This window comes from Nonomuraea sp. NPDC049625 (assembly GCF_040675285.1).
In the GTDB taxonomy this organism is placed as follows: Bacteria; Actinomycetota; Actinomycetes; order Streptosporangiales; family Streptosporangiaceae; genus Nonomuraea; species Nonomuraea angiospora_A.
Genome location: NZ_JBFAOQ010000012.1, coordinates 40,758 through 57,411, shown reverse-complemented (window position 1 = coordinate 57,411; position 16,654 = coordinate 40,758). Strand labels below are relative to the sequence as shown.

The window sequence follows — 16,654 nt, the reverse complement described above, 5'->3', positions numbered from 1 at the left end:
AGGGATCAAGCATGACCACCAACCCGTTCGACGACGCCGACGGCCGCTTCCTGGTCCTGGTCAACGCCGAGAACCAGCACTCCCTGTGGCCCTCCTTCGCCGAGGTCCCCGCCGGCTGGACCGTCGTCCTCCCCGAGAGCAGCCGCGCCGCCTGCCTGGACTACATCGAGCGGCACTGGACCGACCTGCGCCCGCGTTCGCTGGCCGAGAGGCTCAGCTGAGCACGCAGCTCACCTGGGGTGGCGTGTTGGTCGCGTTGTTCCAGGTCGCGTTGAAGCCGAACGCGGTGGACGCGCCGACCGGCAGGCTGCCGTTGTAGGCGGCGTTCCGCGCCGTGACGGTGGCGCCGTTCTGCGTGAGCGCGGTGTTCCACGATTCGCGGACCTGCTGCCCGTCGGCGAAGGTGAGGGTCGTCGTCCAGGCGGAGGCCGCGCGCGTGGAGGTGTTCTGCACGGTGACCTCGGCCTGGAAGGCGCCGCCCCACTGGGAGATCACCCGGTAGGCGGCGGTGCACCGGCCGTCACCGGGCGTCGGGGTCGGGGTTGGGGTCGGGGTGGGCGTCGGCGTCGGGGTCGGGGTGGGCGTGGTCGGCGGGATCACGCCGTCGAGCACCCGCGCGAGGGCCGGGTACCAGCGGTCGGCCATCTTCTGGAAGCCGGCGTCGTTGGGGTGCACCCCGTCGCCGGTGTCCGTGGCCGTGTTGAAGCCGGTCCACTGGTCCACGACGACGATGGGCGACTGCGCGGTCGTGAGGCCGGCGGCCCAGCCCGGGATCGCGTTGTCGAGCGCCGTCACGCTGGCCGCGCAGGTGGGGCAGCCGGACGGGTTCATGGGGATGATCTGCGCCACGATGATCTTCATGGTGGGGTTGCTCGCGCGCATCTGACCGACCAGCTTCGTGTACGCGGCCAGAACCGTGCTGGTCGGGATGAAGCCGCCCCACATGTCGTTGGTGCCCAGGTGCATGAGGACGATGTCGGGCCTGGCCGCGGCCAGCCACGGCGGCAACTGGTTCTGGTCGGCGATGCCGGTGGCGGAGTAGCCGCCGTGGCCCTCGTGGTCGCCGTCGTAGGTGTAGCCGTAGTTGCAGCCGCCGTCGGGATCGCTGCCGACGAAGTCGATGCCGGTGTACCCGGTCGTCTGCAGGCGGTGCCAGAGCATGGCGCGCCAGCAGCCGGGTCCGGCGGTGATGGAGTCGCCGAGCGGCATGATGCGCACGGGCGCCGCCGCCGACGTGGCGGGCGGGGCGGCCCCGAGGGTGACCGCCAGCAGGAGCGCGGTGAGCAGGGCGTACAGGTGGGATCGGCGAAGCATCGGTGACTCCCCGGATGAGTCGGCCCGGCCCGCCTGGCAGCGGGCCGGGCCGGGGGTTCTACGAGTAGGGGTTCTGGGTGAGCAGGTGTGCCTTGAAGCCCTCGCCGTACGTGCTGGTCGGGGTGCCGTTGTAGTCGGTGATGAGGACGTTGCCCTGGCTGCAGCCCCACGGGTTCCAGGTCCAGGCGGTGTATCCGACGCCGTGCGCGTCGGCCCAGGCCATCACCTGGTCGATGTAGTCGTGGGCGCAGGAGTTCTGCCCGATCTCACCGGCGTGCACGGGCACCTGCGCGGCCACGGCGCCGACCTGGCTGTTCCAGCAGGAGACGTTGGAGCAGGTGTTGAAGTTGTACGTGTGCCAGGCGGCCATGAGGTTGCCGGCCGGGTCGGTCGGCTTGTAGGTCAGCCACTGGCTCAGGTCGTTGGACCAGGCCAGGCCGCCGAGCATGATCACGTTGGTGGCGCCGGTGGCGCGTACGGCGTTGACCAGCGACTGCATGCCGGCCACCTGGTAGCTGATGCCGGTGCAGGTGCCGCCGTCGCGCCAGCAGGTCCAGCCGGCGGTCGCGTTCCAGTTCGCGGCGGCGTCCGGGTAGGGCTCGTTGAACAGGTCGAAGACGACCGCGTTGTTGCCCTTGAACGCGTTGGCCACGCCGGTCCAGAACGTGGGCGCGTACTGCGCGTCGGGCATCGGCTTCTGGCAGGTCGCCGCGGTGTCGGAGCAGCCGGCGCCCTGACCGGTGTACTGGCCGTAGTTCCAGTGCATCTCCACGATCGGCGTGACGCCGTTGTTCACCAGCAGGTTCACGTAGTCCTTGACGTTCTGCTGGTACGCGGCGCCGCTGGGCGAGCCGTTGGTGCCGATCCAGCACTCCTCGTTCAGCGGGATGCGGACCGCGTGGATGTTCCACGCCTTCATGGCGTCGATCGAGGCCTTGTCCACCGGGCCGCTGTCCCACATGCCCTTGCCCTGCACGCAGGCGAACTCGCCGCTGGCCCGGTTGACGCCGAGCAGCCGGTAGGTGTTGCCGTTGCCGGCGACCAGCTTGTTCCCGGAGACGCGCAGGATCGGCGCCGGGAGGTTGGTGCCGTCGTCGTCATCGGCCTCGGTGGCGTTGACCGTGACCGTGGTCAGGCCGGAGGAGGCGACGCTGATGGGCCGGGTGCCGTTGAGCCGGTCGGTGTCCTGTGCCGCGCGGAGCGTCACGGTCTGCGGGGTGCTCCAGTTGGCCGTGGTGAAGGTCAGGGAGGCGCCGGCGCTCACGGTGATGTCGCTGTCGCCGGTGCCCGCCGTGCTGGTGACCGTCACGTTGCCGATCGGCTGGGACTGCAGGCGGACCGTGTAGCTCGCGGTCCCGCCCTCGGGCACGCTCACGCTGGTCGAGGAGACCACCAGAGCCTGCTGCTGCGGGCCCCCGTTGCCGTTGCCGACGCACGAGACGCTGGGCGGCGGGTTGTTGGCGCCGGTGTACGTGCCGTTGAAGCCGACCGTCCACGTCGCCCCGGTGGCCTTGGCGGCGTTGTAGGTGGTCGGGTTGACGGTGACGGCCGCACCCGCCGGGGTGGGCGTGGCCGGGGTCGGCACGCCCTCCCACATCTGGGTGATCACCTGGTTGTCGGGGAAGTCGAAGCTCAACGACCACTTGGTCAACGGGTCACCGGTGTTGGTGACGTTGATGTTGGCGCCGAAGGCGCTGCCGTTGTCCCAGACCTTGGAGTAGGTGGCCGAACACGACGCGGCGGCCTCGGCAGCGGTCTGCGCGGCGGCGAGACCGAATCCGGCGAGCAGCACGGCGGCCGTGGCCGACAAGGCTCTGCGCCACGAGTTCCGGTGAATGGACATGGGGGTTCTCCGTGACTTATCGATGGGAGCGCTCCCAAACGTTCTTCCCGACAAGTCCGCTGCGCAAGAACGCGCCCGGTGCCGGGGACGGGGCAGCCGCGCCGACCTTGAACAAGTCGGCGAACGCTGCTGAAACTTTCATCCCGACCGGTGGGGATACAGTGTGATCTCATGAGCGGCGAGCGTTGGCTGCGCGTGCCGGTCGGGGACGAGGCTGCCCGGTGGCGCACGGTCGGCTCCAGCCGCACCGTCCTCGCGGTGGCGCGTACGGTGACCTCGGCCGGCCGGCTGCTGGAGATCCTGCCGTTGTTCCGGTCCGACCCTCGCGTGCAGGTGGTGTTCACGGTCGCGGCCGGCTCGGCCTTCGACGACGGCGTCGGTGACTACCTGCGCAGCGTCCAGGCGCGGACCGTGCCCTGGTCGCAGGCCGTGGAGACGCCGTTCCACCTCGCCGTCTCGGGCTGAAGCCCCCGCTGTGGGTGGTGCCGCACGGCGCCGGGTACAACCGGCTCCTCAGCCCGGCGGACGGCCCCGAGAGCGGGGTCTCGGGGCTGGCGCGGCGCCAGCTCGTCCACGAGGGCAGGATCGTGCCGGCGGCCATCGCCCTGTCGCATCACGAGCAACTGGCGCGGCTGGAGCGGGACTGTCCCGAGGCGCTCCCGCGGGCCGTGGTGGTCGGCGACCTGGTGTTCGACCGGATCCGGGCCAACCTCGCCCGGCGTGACCGCTACCGGCGGGCTCTGGGGGTGGGCCCGCACCGCAAGCTGGTGCTGGTCAGCTCGACGTGGGGCGCGCATTCCCTGCTCGGCGCGAACGGCGACCTCGTGGCCCGGCTGGTGGCCGAGCTCCCCGTCGACGAATACCAGGTCGTGCTGGTGGCACACCCCAACGCCTGGTACGGCCACGGCGGCCTGCAGGTACGCCTGTGGCCGGCCGACGCCCGCGACGGCGGCCTGCTGGTGCTCCCGCCGCAGCAGGGCTGGCAGGCCGCGCTCGTGGCGTCGGACGTCATCGTGGGCGATCACGGCTCCGTCACCTTCTACGGCGCCGCCCTGGGCCGCCCGGTGCTCCTGGCCTCCTCCGGACGCGAGGCCGAGGAGCTCGACCCCGGCTCCCCCACGGCCCTGCTGTCCGGGACCCTGCCCCGGCTGGACCCGGCCGGCGCCGTCCTGCCGCAGATCGAGCGGGTCATGGCGGCCCACGGTCCGCACGACGACGTCACCGGACGTACCTTCGGCATGCCCGGTCAGGCGGACGGCCTGCTGCGGCGCCTGGCGTACCGGCTGATGGAGCTGCCCGAGCCCGCCGCGCCCGCGACCGCCCGGCCACTCGCCGAGCCGCTGCCCGAGCGCGGCGAGGTGCTCTCCTTCGAGGTGGAGGCGGTGGTCGGCGGCGACTGCGTGACCGTCCGCCGATATCCCGCCGTCCTGGAGCGCCGACCCGGCGGCCAGGTGCGTGACCCGCATCTGGTCGTGGACGCCGAGGAGGTGAACCCCCGGCTGCTGGAGAACGCCGCGATCGTGGTCGGCCGGGACCCGCGGCCGGGCTGGGCTCAGGAGACGCTGCGACGCTACCCCGGCTGCTTCATGACGGCCGAGATCGTCGGCGACCGGTCGGTCGACCTGACGTTGAGGGACGGAGAACGGCTGCGGGTCGGCACCACGCCGGCCCCCGGCGGCGATCCTGAGCCCCGCTGCCTGCCGTCCGCGGTGTACGGCTGGCTCGTGCGTGGCCGGAGCCGGGAGGATCTCCGCTCCGGGATCACCGTCCGGGTGGGCGATCGGCAGGTGGTCGTCAACTGTGACGCCTGAGATCAGGGTCGGTCCACGGCGGCCAGGCGGGCACGCAGCGTCTCGGCCCTGGGCAGGTTGCCCGAGGCCAGGCAGACCGACAGGGCCCGCCGCAGGCAGTCCGCCGCCTCCTCGCGGTCGCCGCCGTCCTCAGCCAGCTCCGCCAGGAGCTCCCACGCCTGGGTCTCCTTCACCGGCACCCGGCACTCGCGCGTGATCTCCGCGGCGGTCCGCGCCGACCGGATCGCGTCGGCACGGCGTCCGAGCCCGCGTTGGGCCCTGGCCAGCTCCAGGTGGATCCGCCCCTGGCTGAGCGCGTCTCCGGCGGCCACCATGAGGGGCAGGGCGCGGCCGAGGGCGGCCGCGGCTTCCCCGTGCCGGGCGGCGTCCAGGTGGGCGAGCCCGAGGTGGTACTGCTGCATGCCGACCCCTCGGCCGTTGCCCGCCCGCTCGTGGATGGCCGAGGCCGCGGCGAAGCTCTCGGCGGCGGTGTCGGGCTCCGCCTGGACGAGGGCGGCCCGGCCCAGCGACTCCAGGATCACCGCCTCCATCCTCGGGTCGCCGGACGCGCGGGCCGCTTGCCGGGCCCGTACGAGCTGATCCCGAGCCTGGTCGAGCTCGCCGAGCATCAGCTGGGCACGCGCCAGCTGGTTGCGCATCCTGGCCTCCACGGCGGGAGCCTCCAGGCGGAGCGCGGCTTCCACCCCCAGAGCGTTGGCCTCGGCGCAGTCGGCGTGATAGCCGCGATCGTGGTGCAGCGGCCAGAGCGCTTCGGCGAGCTGCCAGACGATCTCGTCCCACTCGCGCGCGGCGGCGGCGCGCACCACCGCCAGCAGGTCGGCGCGTTCGGTGTCCAGCCAGTCGAGGGCTTCACCGCGCGAGGCGAACGACCACCCAGCGCGCTCACCGTGGTCGGCCAGCCGCAACCGCCTGCCCATCGCGGCGTCGGCGGCGGCCGCCCCGGCCAGATACCACTCCGCCGCCCGCCGCAGCGCCGACTCCCGCGCCTCGGGCGGCTCCGCACTGCGCGCACGACGGGCCGCGTGCAGGCGGACGAGGTCGTGCATCCGGTAGCGGTCCTGCGCGAACTCCTCCACCAGATGCGCGTCGAGCAGCAGGTCCAGCGCCTGATCCGGCTCGTCGTCCAGCACGGCGGCGGCCAGCCCCGGGCTGAACGCGCTGCCGGGCAGCACGCCGAGCAGCCGGTAGAGCCGGGCGGCGCCTTCCGGCAATCCCTCATAGACAGCCTCGAAGAACGCGTCCATGGACACCCCGCCCTCCGTGGCCGCCCGGTCGAGACGCCGTCCGGCCTCGGCCAGGTCGCGGATCAGCCGCTCGACCGACCACGCCGGGTGCCGCAGCAGCTGCGCGCCGGCCATCCGCAGGGCGATCGGCAGCCCGCCGCACAGCCGCACCAGCTCGACGGCGTGCGTACGCTGCCCGCCGACTCGTTCCTCCCCGAGCATCCCGGTCAGCAGCCGCAACCCCTGCTCGGCATCCAGCGGGCCGACCGTGACGGGCACCGCGCCCTCGGCGAGCAGCCCGCGCAGCTGACGGTGGCTGGTCACCACCACGGCGCTGCCGGGCGAGGCCGGGCACAGCGGCGTCACCTCCGCGGCGTGCTCCGCGCCGTCCACCAGCACGAGCAGCCGCGACCCCGCCGTCATCGAGCGGAACATCGCCGCCCGCTCCGGCAGCCCCTCCGGGATCCAGCTCTCGTGGACGCCGAGCGCCCGCAGGAAGGCGGCGAGGACGTCGCTCACCCCGGTCGCCCCACCGTGCCGCAGCGCCCCGAGGTCCACGTAGAGCTGGCCGTCGCCGAAGCGCTCCCGCGCCTGGTGGGCCCAGCGCCGCCCGACGGCGCTCGTGCCGACTCCCTTCAGGCCGCAGACGACCGCCACGGCGGGACCGTCGGCGAGGTGCCGGTCGAGCAACGACAGCTCGAACGTCCTGTTGACGAAGCCGGGCGGCTCCGCGGGCACCTGCCGGGGGACTCGGACGGGAGCGGCGGGTATGGCGGGCGCGGCGGCGATGTTGATGACACCGACGTCCCCGGCCTGCACCACCGCACCGGTCACCTGCCCGGAGAGCTCATTGCGGACGATTCCGCCCCCTTCGGCGCTCACCACGCCCGCCTCGCCCATGAACGCTCTTCGCCGGTCACGATTCAGGAGTGTTCCCCCTCGGCCGGGACTCTCGGATCCGCACAGGGAAGCCATAACCGATCGGCATGAGTGCCCGTGCCGTGCGCGCTCGGCCCCGGTGTGGATCTACGCTCGAAGGACACCTCTCACACGCGAAAGAGGAGCGATGGATCCGAGTGTCATCGCCACCCTGACGGCGGTGGTCTCCGCCATCGTCGGAGGCGCCGCGGGCGAGGCCGGCAAGAGCGCGTGGGGCTCGCTGACGGCCCTCGTGCGGCGGCGGTTCGGCACGGATGCCGCCGTCACGGCCGCCTTGGAGCAGGCTGACACGAGGTCACCGGAGGAGACGACGCGGGTCCTGGTGGACCACGCGCACGCGGACGCCGAGTTCCAGCGATCGCTGGCGGACTGGGCCGGTGAGACGGCCCGGCTCCTTCAGTACAAGCACGACGTGAGCAACACCATCGGCGGCGACGCGCGCATCACCGGCACGGTCATCCAGGCCGGTGACATCTCCGGCTCCATCAACATCGGCACGCCAGGTCCGCCCGACCGGCGGTGAGGACGTAGCGGCAGAGGCGAGGTCTCAGGCCCGCGGGGCGGTGGCGGACGTGGCGGCCCATGGGGCATACTGAGTCCGCCCGACCATGATCATTAACCCGATTAAGGGCCGATCCGGCATTCCCGCACTTCTCATCCCCGCGTAAGGAAGAAATGTCCGATCAGGAAATCAATCGGCGTACATTCTTGACCTCGGCGGCGGCAGGCGGCATGGGTCTGGGGCTTTCACTCATCCCCGCCGACGCCCAGGCAGCCGCCACCCGCGCCGGCCGTAGTGCGGCCACCTGGGAGAATCTCGTCGAGAAAAGCTCCTTCAACAGTCAAACGGCCTTCAACGCGGCGTGGAATTACCTTTATCCCTGGGACAGCGACCCCGACACCCACAACGGCGCCGCGCGCATGGAGGCCGCCCAGGTCTCCCTCAGCCAAGGCGTGCTGACCTTGAAGGCGACCAGGCTGTCCGCCTCTGCCGGGACCAGCCCGCAGCCGCCGCACGCCCCCCTGTGGTACCGCTCCGGGGCCATCCACGCCAAGCAGCAGATCATCGTCAACGACCAGTTCCCCGAGTACGACATCGAGGGCGAGTTCCGGACGCAGACCGGGCCGGGCATCTGGCCGGCTTTCTGGACCACCGGCACCTGGCCGGAATGGCCGCCGGAGACCGACATCCTGGAATACGTCGGCGTCAACGAGCAGGGCAAGGCCGTCAACTTCTTCAACACGTACTACAAGACAGCCGGCGGAGCGACCTACCAGCGTTCCGAGGTCCCCGTCGACAACCCCGACGGGTTTCACAAATATCGGGTCTGGATGTACAAGAGCGGCGACGACGTCAAGCTCGACTACTACTTCGACGGAAATTACGTGGACACCCACACCGGCTACGGCTGGGCCGGGGTCGCGCAGACGCTCATCATCAACCTGCAGATGGGCTCCTACGCCTCCAACATCGAGGAGGGCGACGCCGGCTGGGCCGACCAGCGGCCCGGTCCCGACGGCGACACCTTCTTCCGCGCCCGCAACGTGTGGTTCGGGCGGACGCGCGCCTGGTGACGGCCGGGCCGCCGCAGGTTTCGGCCGCTGTCAGCGGGAATGTGGGCCGCGAGAGGAGGCTCGCATGAACACGCAGCAAGATGTGATCGAGGTCCTGGTCACCGACCACCGTGAGGTCGAGCGGATGTTCTCCGAGCTCGACCACATGAGGGGTGCGATCGGCGAGGAGCCCAAGACGCTGACCGAGCAGGTGGTCATCGAACTGGTAAGGCACTCGGTCGCCGAGGAGCAGTACCTGTACCCGGCCGTCCGCGAGCACGTCCCAGGCGGCGCCAAGCTGGCCGATCAGGAGATCTCCGAGCACGCCGACGCCGAGGAGACCATGAAGCGGCTCGAAGGGCTGGAGCCGGGCGACGCCGAGTTCTGGCCCACCACGGACCTGCTGATGAGCCAGATCCGCGCCCACGTCCGCGAAGAGGAGAACGATCTGTTCCCCCGGTTGCGCGAGGCCTGCGCACCCGCGGAGCTGAGAGAACTCGGGGCCAAGGTGCAGCGGGCCAAGAAGACGGCTCCCACCCGGCCGCACCCGTCGGCGCCCGACACCCCGCCGGCCAACAAGCTGCTGGCGGCGGGGACGGGGCTGGTGGATCGCATCCGCGACGCCCTCACCGGCCGGGGCCGCTCCTGAAGTGAATCCGTCCCCAGGCCCCTCGGTGAGGGCCGGTGACTGTTCGGCGTCGGCCGGGGCAGTCCATGGTCATGATGGATGAGGGTCTCGTCTTACTGGTGGCCTGGGGACAGTATCTCGCCTTGCTGGGCACGCTCGCGTACGTGCTGTTGCGGCGGCGCGCATGAGGCGAGTGTGGGCGCTCGCGCTGGTGGGACTCCTGGTGCCGGGGTGTTCGAGTCCGGCGTGGGACGACCGTGACTACGAACTGAAGGCGGCCGCGTCGGCGGAGGCGGTCGGCTCGACGGTCGAGGCGGTCCGGCTGGCCGTCGGCGGGGGCGGGCGGCTGACGCGACCGTACCTGACAGTGCTGCTGACCAACGCGACCGAGCAGGTGCAGGGCGTCAACGACGAGTTCGGGGCCGTGCAGCCGCCGTCGGAGCGGGCCGAGGTGCTGGGCGGGCGGTTACTGGAGATCGGCGAGCGGGCCGGGAAGGCCGTCTCCGGGCTGCTGGTGCAGGTCAGACGCGATCGCGTCGAGGATCCGGCCGGAGCGGCACGGGAGCTGGCCGGGCTGGGCGAGAGCCTGCGGCGCTTCCAGGACGAGCACGAATGAAGCGGTTTCTGGGCATCACGCTGGGCATCCTCACCGCGATCGGCGGCTTCGTGGACATCGGCGATCTGGTCGCCAACTCTCTGGTGGGCTCGCGGTTCGGGATGTCGCTGGCGTGGGTGGTGCTGCTGGGGGTGCTGGGCATCTGCGTGTTCGCCGAGATGTCGGGCCGGATCGCGGCGGTCTCGGGGCGGGCGGTGTTCGACCTGGTACGTGAGCGGCTCGGCCCGAAGGCGGGCCTGGCGAACCTGGGCGCGTCGTTCTTCATCCTGGCGATGACGGTGGCGGCCGAGATCGGCGGCGCGGCGCTGGCCCTGGAGCTGGCCACCGGCGTCGACTACCTGCTGTGGGTGCCGGCCGTGGCGTTCGCGGCGTGGCTGGTGATGTGGCGGGTGCGGTTCGAGACGCTGGAGCGCGTCTTCGGGCTGGCCGGGCTCGCGCTGCTGATCTTCGTCGTCGCGCTGTGGCAGCTCGGGCCCGACTGGGGGGAGCTGTGGCGGCAGGCCAGTCGTCCCGCGCCGCCGCCGGACGAGGGGCTGCCCACCTACTTCTATTACGCGATCGCGCTGCTGGGCGGGGCGATGACCCCGTACGAGGTGTTCTTCTTCTCCTCCGGCGGGGTGGAGGAGAACTGGACCCGCCGCGACCTGTCGATCTCCCGGGCGAACGTGCTGATCGGCTTCCCGCTCGGCGGGCTGCTGTCGCTGGCGATCGCGGCGTGCGCGGCCACGGTGTTCCTGCCGGTCCACGTGCAGGTGGAGTCCCTGGACCAGATGGTGCTGCCGGTCGCCCTCGGGGCGGGCCAGATCGGGCTGGCGCTGGTGATCCTCGGCGTGTTCGCGGCCACGCTCGGCGCGACGCTCGAGGTGGCGCTGTCGTCGGGCTACTGCCTGAGCCAGTATTTCGGCTGGCAGTGGGGCAAGCGGGTGCGCCCGCGCGAGGCGGCCCGCTTCCACGCCACGGTGCTCGTCGTGATGATCGTGGCGACCGCGCTGATCCTGACCAGCATCGACCCGATCATGGTGACCGAGTACTCGCTGGTGTTCTCGGCGGCGGCGCTGCCGCTGACGTACCTGCCGGTGCTGATGATCGCCAACGATCGGGACTACATGGGGGACAAGGTGAACGGCGTCTTCTCCAACACCCTGGGCACGGTCTTCATGATCCTCCTCGTCGCGGTGTCGATCGCCGCCATCCCCCTCATGCTGGCCACGAAGGCGGGCCAATGACGAGGGCACGCGTCCTGCACGCGCAGTTGCACCTGCTCGACCGGCAGGTCGTGCACGACCGCGACGGCCGTCTGGTGTGCAAGGTCGACGATCTGGAGCTGGCCTTCGACGAGCAGGGCCGCCCGTACGTCACCGCCATCCTGACGGGCCCGCTCGCGCTCGGGCCGCGCATCGGAGGAGTGCTCGGCAGGCTCATGACAGGCGTCGCCCGCCTGCTCGGCTCCGAGGCCCCGCCCCGCATCCCCATGGCGGACGTCAGCCGCGTCGCCAGTGCCGTGCACGTCGGCGGCGACCTGACCCGGCCGGCGCTCGAACGCTGGGTCCGCACCCACCTCATCGAACCCATCCCCGGAGCCTGGCATGAGACTGAGTGACCTGCTCGCCCGCCCGGTCCGCGACAGCTCGGGCCGGGCCGTCGGCCAGGTCGCCGACGTGCGCCTGGTGCAGGACGGGCCACTGCTCCGGCAGGTCCACCACGCCTTCCGCGTGGCCGGCCTGATCGTCGTGACCCGCCACACCGGACGGCTGTTCGGCTACGAACGGGGCCCGGCCATCAAGGGCCCCTGGCTGGTCAGGGCCCTGCTCAGGGTGCTGCACCGCCACACCCGCTACGTCCCGTGGGAGCACGTCGAAAGGATCGACGACCTCGGCGTCCTGCTCCGCGTGCCCCTGCGCGAGCTGACCTCGGTCCATGACCTCTACCGTGAGAGCGGCCCCTGAGCCGGGTCAGCGGTCCTCGGGGAGGAGCGTGCCGAGCGGCCCGAGGTCGAGGTTCAGGTCCGACGGCGACAGGTCGAAGCGCTCGCACAGCTCCGTCATGGCCTCCTCGAGCCGCATCAACGTCACGCCCAGCACCTCGACCTGCTCGTCCGACAGGTCGCCCTGCTCCATCCGCCGCACGCACTGCCGCTCCACGAGCTGGCGCACGAGCTCGACCAGGGTGAGGACGAGGCGCGACAGGTCACGTTCGACCGCTTCGCGGTCGGCTTCGATGCGCAGGCGGCTGGATCGCGCCTCCCGCACCCGGGTGGCCGGCTCATCTCCAGAGCTCGCCATCGACGCCCCCGAAAGTGTCGGATTCGCGCACCGACATGATCAGCGCGCGGACGGAGATGCGTACCAGGTCGATGTCCGCGATGGACAGGACGAGATCCCCGCTCACCACCACGCCGCCAGCCAGCAGCCGGTCCAGCAGGTCGACCAGCGCCACCCGCTCCGCCGGCAGGCGCTCCTCCGCGGCCAGGACGGCGCCGCGCGGTGGCGCGTCGTGGGTCATCACGGGCCTCCCTCCTCCAGAACCGTGAACGAGTAGGGGGCCCAGGGGCCGGTGAGCTCCAGCTCGATCCCCTGCCCGCGCAGGTCGTCCAGGGTCCGCGCGAACTCCTCCGCGCGCTCCTCGTCGACCAGGTAGGCGCCGTTGAGGACCATCCACTCGTCCCTGCCGGAAAGCTGCGGGTCCTGCGCCCGATGCCGCCGGCTCGCGACCGCGACGCACCTGAGGACGTCGTGGATGCGCTCGGCCCGCGCCCCCGCGTCCCGCCACGACTCCTCGCGGGTGCGCAGGCTCGCCTGGCGCCGCTTGAGGTAGGCGGTGCCGGGACTGGCCGGCTCCTCGCTGCTCGTCTCGGGCGCCACCGGGGCGGTCTCGGTCTTCACCACGTACGCCTTCACCCCCCACTCCTGCCGGCCCGCGACGCGGGTGAGCGTGTCGGCGAAGTCGTCGTGCCGTTCCTCCAGCAGGCGGCGGACCTGCTCCTCGCCGCTGTAGACCGTGACGAGGCGCACCGGCGCGACCGGCCCCAGCCGCGCCACCGCCTCCACCACGCGGTGGTGGGCGTGGGCGGTCGCGCCCAGCCAGTCGAGGTCCTCCATGGATCGCCGCAGCGGCTCCTCGCCGAACTGGTCCAGCGGGACGGTGCTCACGTACGCGACCAGGCCGGACTCGGCGATGGCCCGCACGTCCCGGCCGGCCACCCCCTTCAGGCCCTCCGGGCAGGGGACGGCCACGTCGCTCGCCACGGCGTAGAGGTACGTACCGGCGTCATCCACCGCGCTGTCCCCTTCTGACCGGCCGCTCCTCGACCTCCTCGGCCTCGATCTCGCCCTCGATCGGCTCGATGGCGCGGCGCCGCGGCCGGCCCTCCTCCAGGGCCGCGATCCGGTCGCGCAGCCGGCGGTTCTCCTCGACGAGGGCCCTGTCCTTGCCGGTGAGCCAGGGATCGTGCTCCCACCAGTCGATGCCCATCTCCCTGGCGGTGTCGACCGAGGCGATGATCAGCCGCAGCTTGATCGTGAGCAGCTCGATGTCCAGCAGGTTCACGCGGATGTCCCCGGCGATCACCACGCCCCGGTCGAGGACCCGTTCGAGGATGTCGCCCAGGTTGGCCGGTTCGCGACCCGAGGACACCGAGGACGGGTAGGACTGGCGTCCCACGACCCCCGGCCGGTACTGCTCGGTCATCGCGACTCCTCCACGTAGTCGCCGCTGCCGCGCCGGTAACGCCGCAGCCTCCGGTAGGAGAGCAGATCGCCCTCCGTGTCCAGTTCGGCCTCGTAGAGTGCGAGGATGTCGCCGGAGGAAGGGACGCGGCGGTCCTCGACGACCTCGACGTTGACCAGCCACCCGTCGTCCTCAGGCTTCACCCGGGTCACGCCCTCCGTCTCCCTGCCGGTCAGGTCCGCGATGTGCTGCAACCCGAACCCACCCGCGGTCACGGCGGACAGGCCACGAGGGCGGCGCTTCGGCCGTTCGGCGGTGTCGCGGGCGGGGTCTCTCGAACGCGCCGGAGGCGGAACCCCCTCCTCGCGAGCCCTTCGCCTCTCAGGCACAGGATCACCTCCCCTCGTCCCGCCGCGCCGGCTCGACCCGACCGGGGCCGCCCATCATCCCCTGCAGGACCTCCTGCGTCTCCAGGGCCTCCTCCTCCTCGGAGATCAGGCCGGCGGCCCGGGACTCCTCGATCTCCTCCAGCCGGTGCCTGACCACCGTCGGATCGCGCAGCTCGCGCTCGACCTCTTCCTGGATCAGCTCACCGAGCCGGATCACGCCGTGCAGCGGCGCCAGCGGCCAGCCGAAGACGAGGCTGAGCAGGCCCATCAGCCGCCGCCCTCCCCGGCGCTCACCACGAAGTCGTACGGCGCCAGCGGGCCGTGCAGCTGCAGCTCGATCCGTCCCGCCCACAGCCTGGAGTACTCCTCCACCGCCTCCTCCAGCGTGTCCCGGCGGTCGCTCTCGACCAGGAGCGCCAGGTGGACGGCGTCCCGCTCGTGGGACGGCTCGCGTACGACGGTGAAGACGCTGAGCGGGGCGAGCCGGTCGAGGATGGACTCGGTGTCGGCCTCCCGTTTGGCGCTGACCGCCTGGTTGACGACCTCACCCAGCCGGATGCGCGCCTCTCTGGTCGCGGCCTCGGGCTTGCCCCGGATCTCGTCGCGCAGCTGGGCCGCCTCGACGTTCTCGTTCAGCACCTCCATGAGCACCGCCCGCTCGTCGTAGCGTCCCTTGACGACGAACTCGGCCCGTCCCTCCAGCTCGTCGAGGGCGGCGAGGAACTCGTCGTGATGCGGGGCCAGCAGCTCGTCCACCACCGCCTCCCGGTTCGTCAGCACCGCGCCGAACCGGAGGGGAAGCACGGGAACCTCGGCGGCGGTGGCGTCCAGCAGTTGCTGGTGCGCCACGAGGTCGTCGGGCGTGCCCAGCGGGCCGGCGACCGCCACCTCGCTCACCAGGGCGCCGATCTTGCCGTGCCGTACGAGGCGCACGGGGGCGGCGCCCACGCCGCGCGCGTCGTCGGAGACCTGGACGTCCTCAGGCACGATCCCGTAGACGTAAGTGCTGAGGTCCCGATCCAGGGGTGTGCGCTCCTCCTCGGCCGAGGAGGGAACGGTGTCGACAGACTCGGCCATGGTCAGCCTTCCTCCCTCCGGCTACGCCGGGCGGGCCGGCGTTCGGTGTCCTCGGTGAGGTCGCCGACCAGCTCGTGCAGCTTGTCCCCTGCGGCCTCCAGCACCCCTTGCGTGATGTCCTTGGTCCTGTCGCCGATCTGGCCGCCCTTCATCTCCTGCATGACCTCCGGCAGCCCCTGGCTCTGTTCGGCGAGATCCAGCCGGTTCACGGCCTCGGCGAAGCGCAGATACGTGTCGACGCTGGCGATCACGATGCGCGCGTCGACGGTCAGAATCTCGATGCCGATCAGTGAGACCCGGACGTAGGCGTCGATCACGAGTCCCTTGTCGAGGATCGTGTCGATCACGTCCGCCAGACCCGTCGGGGTCGGACGTTCCGCCATTCCGCCCGCCGCGGGTTGTACAGTCATTTCCTCGCTCCTCGAGCGTCACCCGCGTCGGGTCGCCACCCTGCGGCGCACCGGCCGCCGGGGCTCTTCCTCCTCTTCCGCGGGACGCCGTCGCACCGGACGCCGGGCGCCCTGGCCCCTGCCGGTCTCGGCGCGGCGACGGGTTCTCTCTTCCTCTTCCTTTTCCTCTTCTTCTTCCGGCTCCTCCTCGTATTCTTCTTCGGGCTCCTCTTCCTCCTCGTATTCGCCTTCCGGCTCCTCTTCCCGCTCTTCTTCTTCGGGTTCCCGCTCTTCTTCTTCGGGCTTCTCGGCCTTCTCGAATTCCTCTTCCGGCCGCTCCTCTTCTTCTTCGCCCTGCTCCTCCTCGACGGCGTCCTGGTGCGACTTGACCACCTTGCCGTCGTGGATCACACCACGCCAGCCGTCTTCCTCCACCTCTTCCGGATGCAGCATCGTCTGCGTCATCACGTGCCGCCGGAAGTGCTTGAACTCCAGACGCGCCCGCCTGCCCTGCGCCCGCCAGATGTTGCCGACGCGCTCGAACAGGCCCTGCGGGTGATACTCGAGGACGAGCAGGACGCGGGTGAGGTCGGGAGTGACGGCGTGGAAGGTCACCGCGCCGTCGACGAAGCCCTTGGGCCCCTTCGACCGCCAGATGATCCGCTGGTCGGGCACCTGCTCGACGATGTGCGACTCCCAGTTCCGATGGGACCAGAAGATCTGCGCCTTCCAGTTGACCTTCTGATCGGACTCCTGGTCGACGTTCTCCACCTTTTTCATGTAGCCCGGGAAAGCCTCGAACTGGGTCCACATGTTATAGACGATCCGGATCGGAGCACCCACATCAATCGATTCGACGATGTTGGTGATCCGCGTCTTCCCGGCCTTTTTCCCCTTCTTCCCCAGCCCTTTAACCGTCTCCTTGACGGCTTCTCCCGCCCCGGCCAGCATCGATTTCCCGAGGATTTTCCCGGGACTCAGGCCCTCCGATCCCGTGATGGCGCTCAACAGTCCGGTTCCGCCGCCCTCCGCGACATCGTTGAGCCTGCCCGTCATGCCTTCGAGCCGATCGGTGAGAGACGACAGCGCCCGCTCCACCAGAGCCTGGACCAGCTTCTGCGCGCCCTCCATGAGGAGATCCTTCGGCAGCACTTCCTGGGCTACCTTCTGGACCGGCCCGGCCTTGCTCTCCTGCGCCATCGATC

General features: G+C 71.1%; 22 protein-coding genes. 10 read left to right on the top strand and 12 right to left on the bottom strand.

Annotation, left to right across the window (positions count from 1 at the left end):
• The first annotated feature begins 11 nt into the window (after window positions 1–11).
• On the top strand, window positions 12–221 hold the full coding sequence (locus AB0J87_RS40875) for an MbtH family protein (RefSeq protein ID WP_363975083.1): 210 nt from the start codon (window positions 12–14) through the stop codon (window positions 219–221).
• Here the strand turns inward: AB0J87_RS40875 and AB0J87_RS40870 are convergent.
• Together AB0J87_RS40870 and AB0J87_RS40865 are read right to left on the bottom strand one after the other, a co-directional pair.
• Entirely contained in the window at window positions 214–1,314 is a 1,101-nt protein-coding gene (locus AB0J87_RS40870) for a cellulose binding domain-containing protein (RefSeq protein WP_363975080.1), read from the bottom strand. The genes AB0J87_RS40875 and AB0J87_RS40870 overlap by 8 nt on opposite strands.
• Before the next feature lie 58 nt (window positions 1,315–1,372).
• The gene (locus tag AB0J87_RS40865) at window positions 1,373–3,157 is read right to left on the bottom strand and encodes a cellulase family glycosylhydrolase (RefSeq protein ID WP_363975077.1); all 1,785 of its coding nucleotides are present in this window, start codon (window positions 3,155–3,157) and stop codon (window positions 1,373–1,375) included.
• 171 nt (window positions 3,158–3,328) lie between these two features.
• Between AB0J87_RS40865 and AB0J87_RS40860 the strand changes: the two genes are divergently transcribed.
• The gene (locus AB0J87_RS40860; protein WP_363975074.1) at window positions 3,329–3,622 is read left to right on the top strand and encodes a hypothetical protein; all 294 of its coding nucleotides are present in this window, start codon (window positions 3,329–3,331) and stop codon (window positions 3,620–3,622) included.
• A 17-nt stretch (window positions 3,623–3,639) separates the two neighbouring features.
• Window positions 3,640–4,968: a hypothetical protein gene (locus AB0J87_RS40855; RefSeq protein WP_363975072.1), complete on the top strand. Its 1,329-nt coding sequence runs from the start codon at window positions 3,640–3,642 to the stop codon at window positions 4,966–4,968.
• Between the two features lie 2 nt (window positions 4,969–4,970).
• Here the strand turns inward: AB0J87_RS40855 and AB0J87_RS40850 are convergent, their stop codons facing one another.
• Entirely contained in the window at window positions 4,971–7,091 is a 2,121-nt protein-coding gene (locus AB0J87_RS40850) for a hypothetical protein (RefSeq protein ID WP_363975069.1), read from the bottom strand.
• 166 nt (window positions 7,092–7,257) lie between these two features.
• Here AB0J87_RS40850 and AB0J87_RS40845 point away from each other — a divergent pair, with 166 nt between their 5' ends.
• From AB0J87_RS40845 to AB0J87_RS40815, 7 genes are all read left to right on the top strand, one after another.
• The gene (locus tag AB0J87_RS40845; protein WP_350735705.1) at window positions 7,258–7,653 is read left to right on the top strand and encodes a hypothetical protein; all 396 of its coding nucleotides are present in this window, start codon (window positions 7,258–7,260) and stop codon (window positions 7,651–7,653) included.
• Between the two features lie 209 nt (window positions 7,654–7,862).
• Window positions 7,863–8,705, top strand: a complete 843-nt coding sequence (locus tag AB0J87_RS40840; RefSeq protein WP_363975066.1) for a family 16 glycosylhydrolase — start codon at window positions 7,863–7,865, stop codon at window positions 8,703–8,705.
• 64 nt (window positions 8,706–8,769) lie between these two features.
• On the top strand, window positions 8,770–9,333 hold the full coding sequence (locus AB0J87_RS40835) for a hemerythrin domain-containing protein (protein WP_363975063.1): 564 nt from the start codon (window positions 8,770–8,772) through the stop codon (window positions 9,331–9,333).
• 163 nt (window positions 9,334–9,496) lie between these two features.
• Complete coding sequence (locus AB0J87_RS40830) at window positions 9,497–9,928, top strand: hypothetical protein (RefSeq protein WP_363975060.1); 432 nt, start codon at window positions 9,497–9,499, stop codon at window positions 9,926–9,928.
• Window positions 9,925–11,154: a divalent metal cation transporter gene (locus tag AB0J87_RS40825; RefSeq protein WP_363975057.1), complete on the top strand. Its 1,230-nt coding sequence runs from the start codon at window positions 9,925–9,927 to the stop codon at window positions 11,152–11,154. Before AB0J87_RS40830 ends, AB0J87_RS40825 begins: the two co-directional genes overlap by 4 nt.
• Window positions 11,151–11,528: a hypothetical protein gene (locus AB0J87_RS40820; protein ID WP_363975054.1), complete on the top strand. Its 378-nt coding sequence runs from the start codon at window positions 11,151–11,153 to the stop codon at window positions 11,526–11,528. The genes AB0J87_RS40825 and AB0J87_RS40820 overlap by 4 nt, the downstream gene beginning before the upstream one ends.
• A complete protein-coding gene (locus AB0J87_RS40815; RefSeq protein ID WP_363975051.1) occupies window positions 11,515–11,874 on the top strand; it encodes a hypothetical protein in 360 nt (119 codons plus the stop codon). Before AB0J87_RS40820 ends, AB0J87_RS40815 begins: the two co-directional genes overlap by 14 nt.
• 6 nt (window positions 11,875–11,880) lie before the next feature.
• Here the strand turns inward: AB0J87_RS40815 and AB0J87_RS40810 are convergent, their stop codons facing one another.
• Genes AB0J87_RS40810 through AB0J87_RS40770 form a run of 9 tightly spaced genes read right to left on the bottom strand, consistent with a single transcriptional unit; the run spans window position 11,881 to window position 16,649 of the window.
• Window positions 11,881–12,210 (bottom strand): gas vesicle protein K, encoded by a 330-nt coding sequence (locus AB0J87_RS40810; protein WP_350735710.1) that lies wholly within the window; start codon window positions 12,208–12,210, stop codon window positions 11,881–11,883.
• The gene (locus AB0J87_RS40805; protein ID WP_350735713.1) at window positions 12,191–12,430 is read right to left on the bottom strand and encodes a gas vesicle protein; all 240 of its coding nucleotides are present in this window, start codon (window positions 12,428–12,430) and stop codon (window positions 12,191–12,193) included. The genes AB0J87_RS40810 and AB0J87_RS40805 overlap by 20 nt, the downstream gene beginning before the upstream one ends.
• Window positions 12,430–13,203, bottom strand: coding sequence for a GvpL/GvpF family gas vesicle protein (locus AB0J87_RS40800; RefSeq protein ID WP_363975047.1), 774 nt, complete (start codon window positions 13,201–13,203; stop codon window positions 12,430–12,432). The genes AB0J87_RS40805 and AB0J87_RS40800 overlap by 1 nt, the downstream gene beginning before the upstream one ends.
• Window positions 13,196–13,615 carry a gas vesicle protein gene (locus AB0J87_RS40795; protein ID WP_363975044.1) on the bottom strand — a complete coding sequence of 140 codons (420 nt, stop codon included), beginning with the start codon at window positions 13,613–13,615 and terminating at the stop codon, window positions 13,196–13,198. Before AB0J87_RS40795 ends, AB0J87_RS40800 begins: the two co-directional genes overlap by 8 nt.
• Window positions 13,612–13,983: a gas vesicle protein GvpO gene (gene gvpO, locus AB0J87_RS40790; protein WP_363975041.1), complete on the bottom strand. Its 372-nt coding sequence runs from the start codon at window positions 13,981–13,983 to the stop codon at window positions 13,612–13,614. The genes AB0J87_RS40795 and gvpO overlap by 4 nt, the downstream gene beginning before the upstream one ends.
• A 4-nt stretch (window positions 13,984–13,987) precedes the next feature.
• A complete protein-coding gene (locus tag AB0J87_RS40785) occupies window positions 13,988–14,251 on the bottom strand; it encodes a gas vesicle protein GvpG (RefSeq protein WP_363975038.1) in 264 nt (87 codons plus the stop codon).
• Complete coding sequence (locus AB0J87_RS40780) at window positions 14,251–15,060, bottom strand: GvpL/GvpF family gas vesicle protein (protein ID WP_363975035.1); 810 nt, start codon at window positions 15,058–15,060, stop codon at window positions 14,251–14,253. Before AB0J87_RS40780 ends, AB0J87_RS40785 begins: the two co-directional genes overlap by 1 nt.
• Before the next feature lie 2 nt (window positions 15,061–15,062).
• Window positions 15,063–15,443 (bottom strand): gas vesicle protein GvpJ, encoded by a 381-nt coding sequence (gvpJ, locus tag AB0J87_RS40775; protein ID WP_363975886.1) that lies wholly within the window; start codon window positions 15,441–15,443, stop codon window positions 15,063–15,065.
• A gap of 45 nt (window positions 15,444–15,488) precedes the next feature.
• On the bottom strand, window positions 15,489–16,649 hold the full coding sequence (locus AB0J87_RS40770) for an SRPBCC family protein (protein ID WP_363975032.1): 1,161 nt from the start codon (window positions 16,647–16,649) through the stop codon (window positions 15,489–15,491).
• Between the last annotated feature and the right edge of the window lie 5 nt (window positions 16,650–16,654).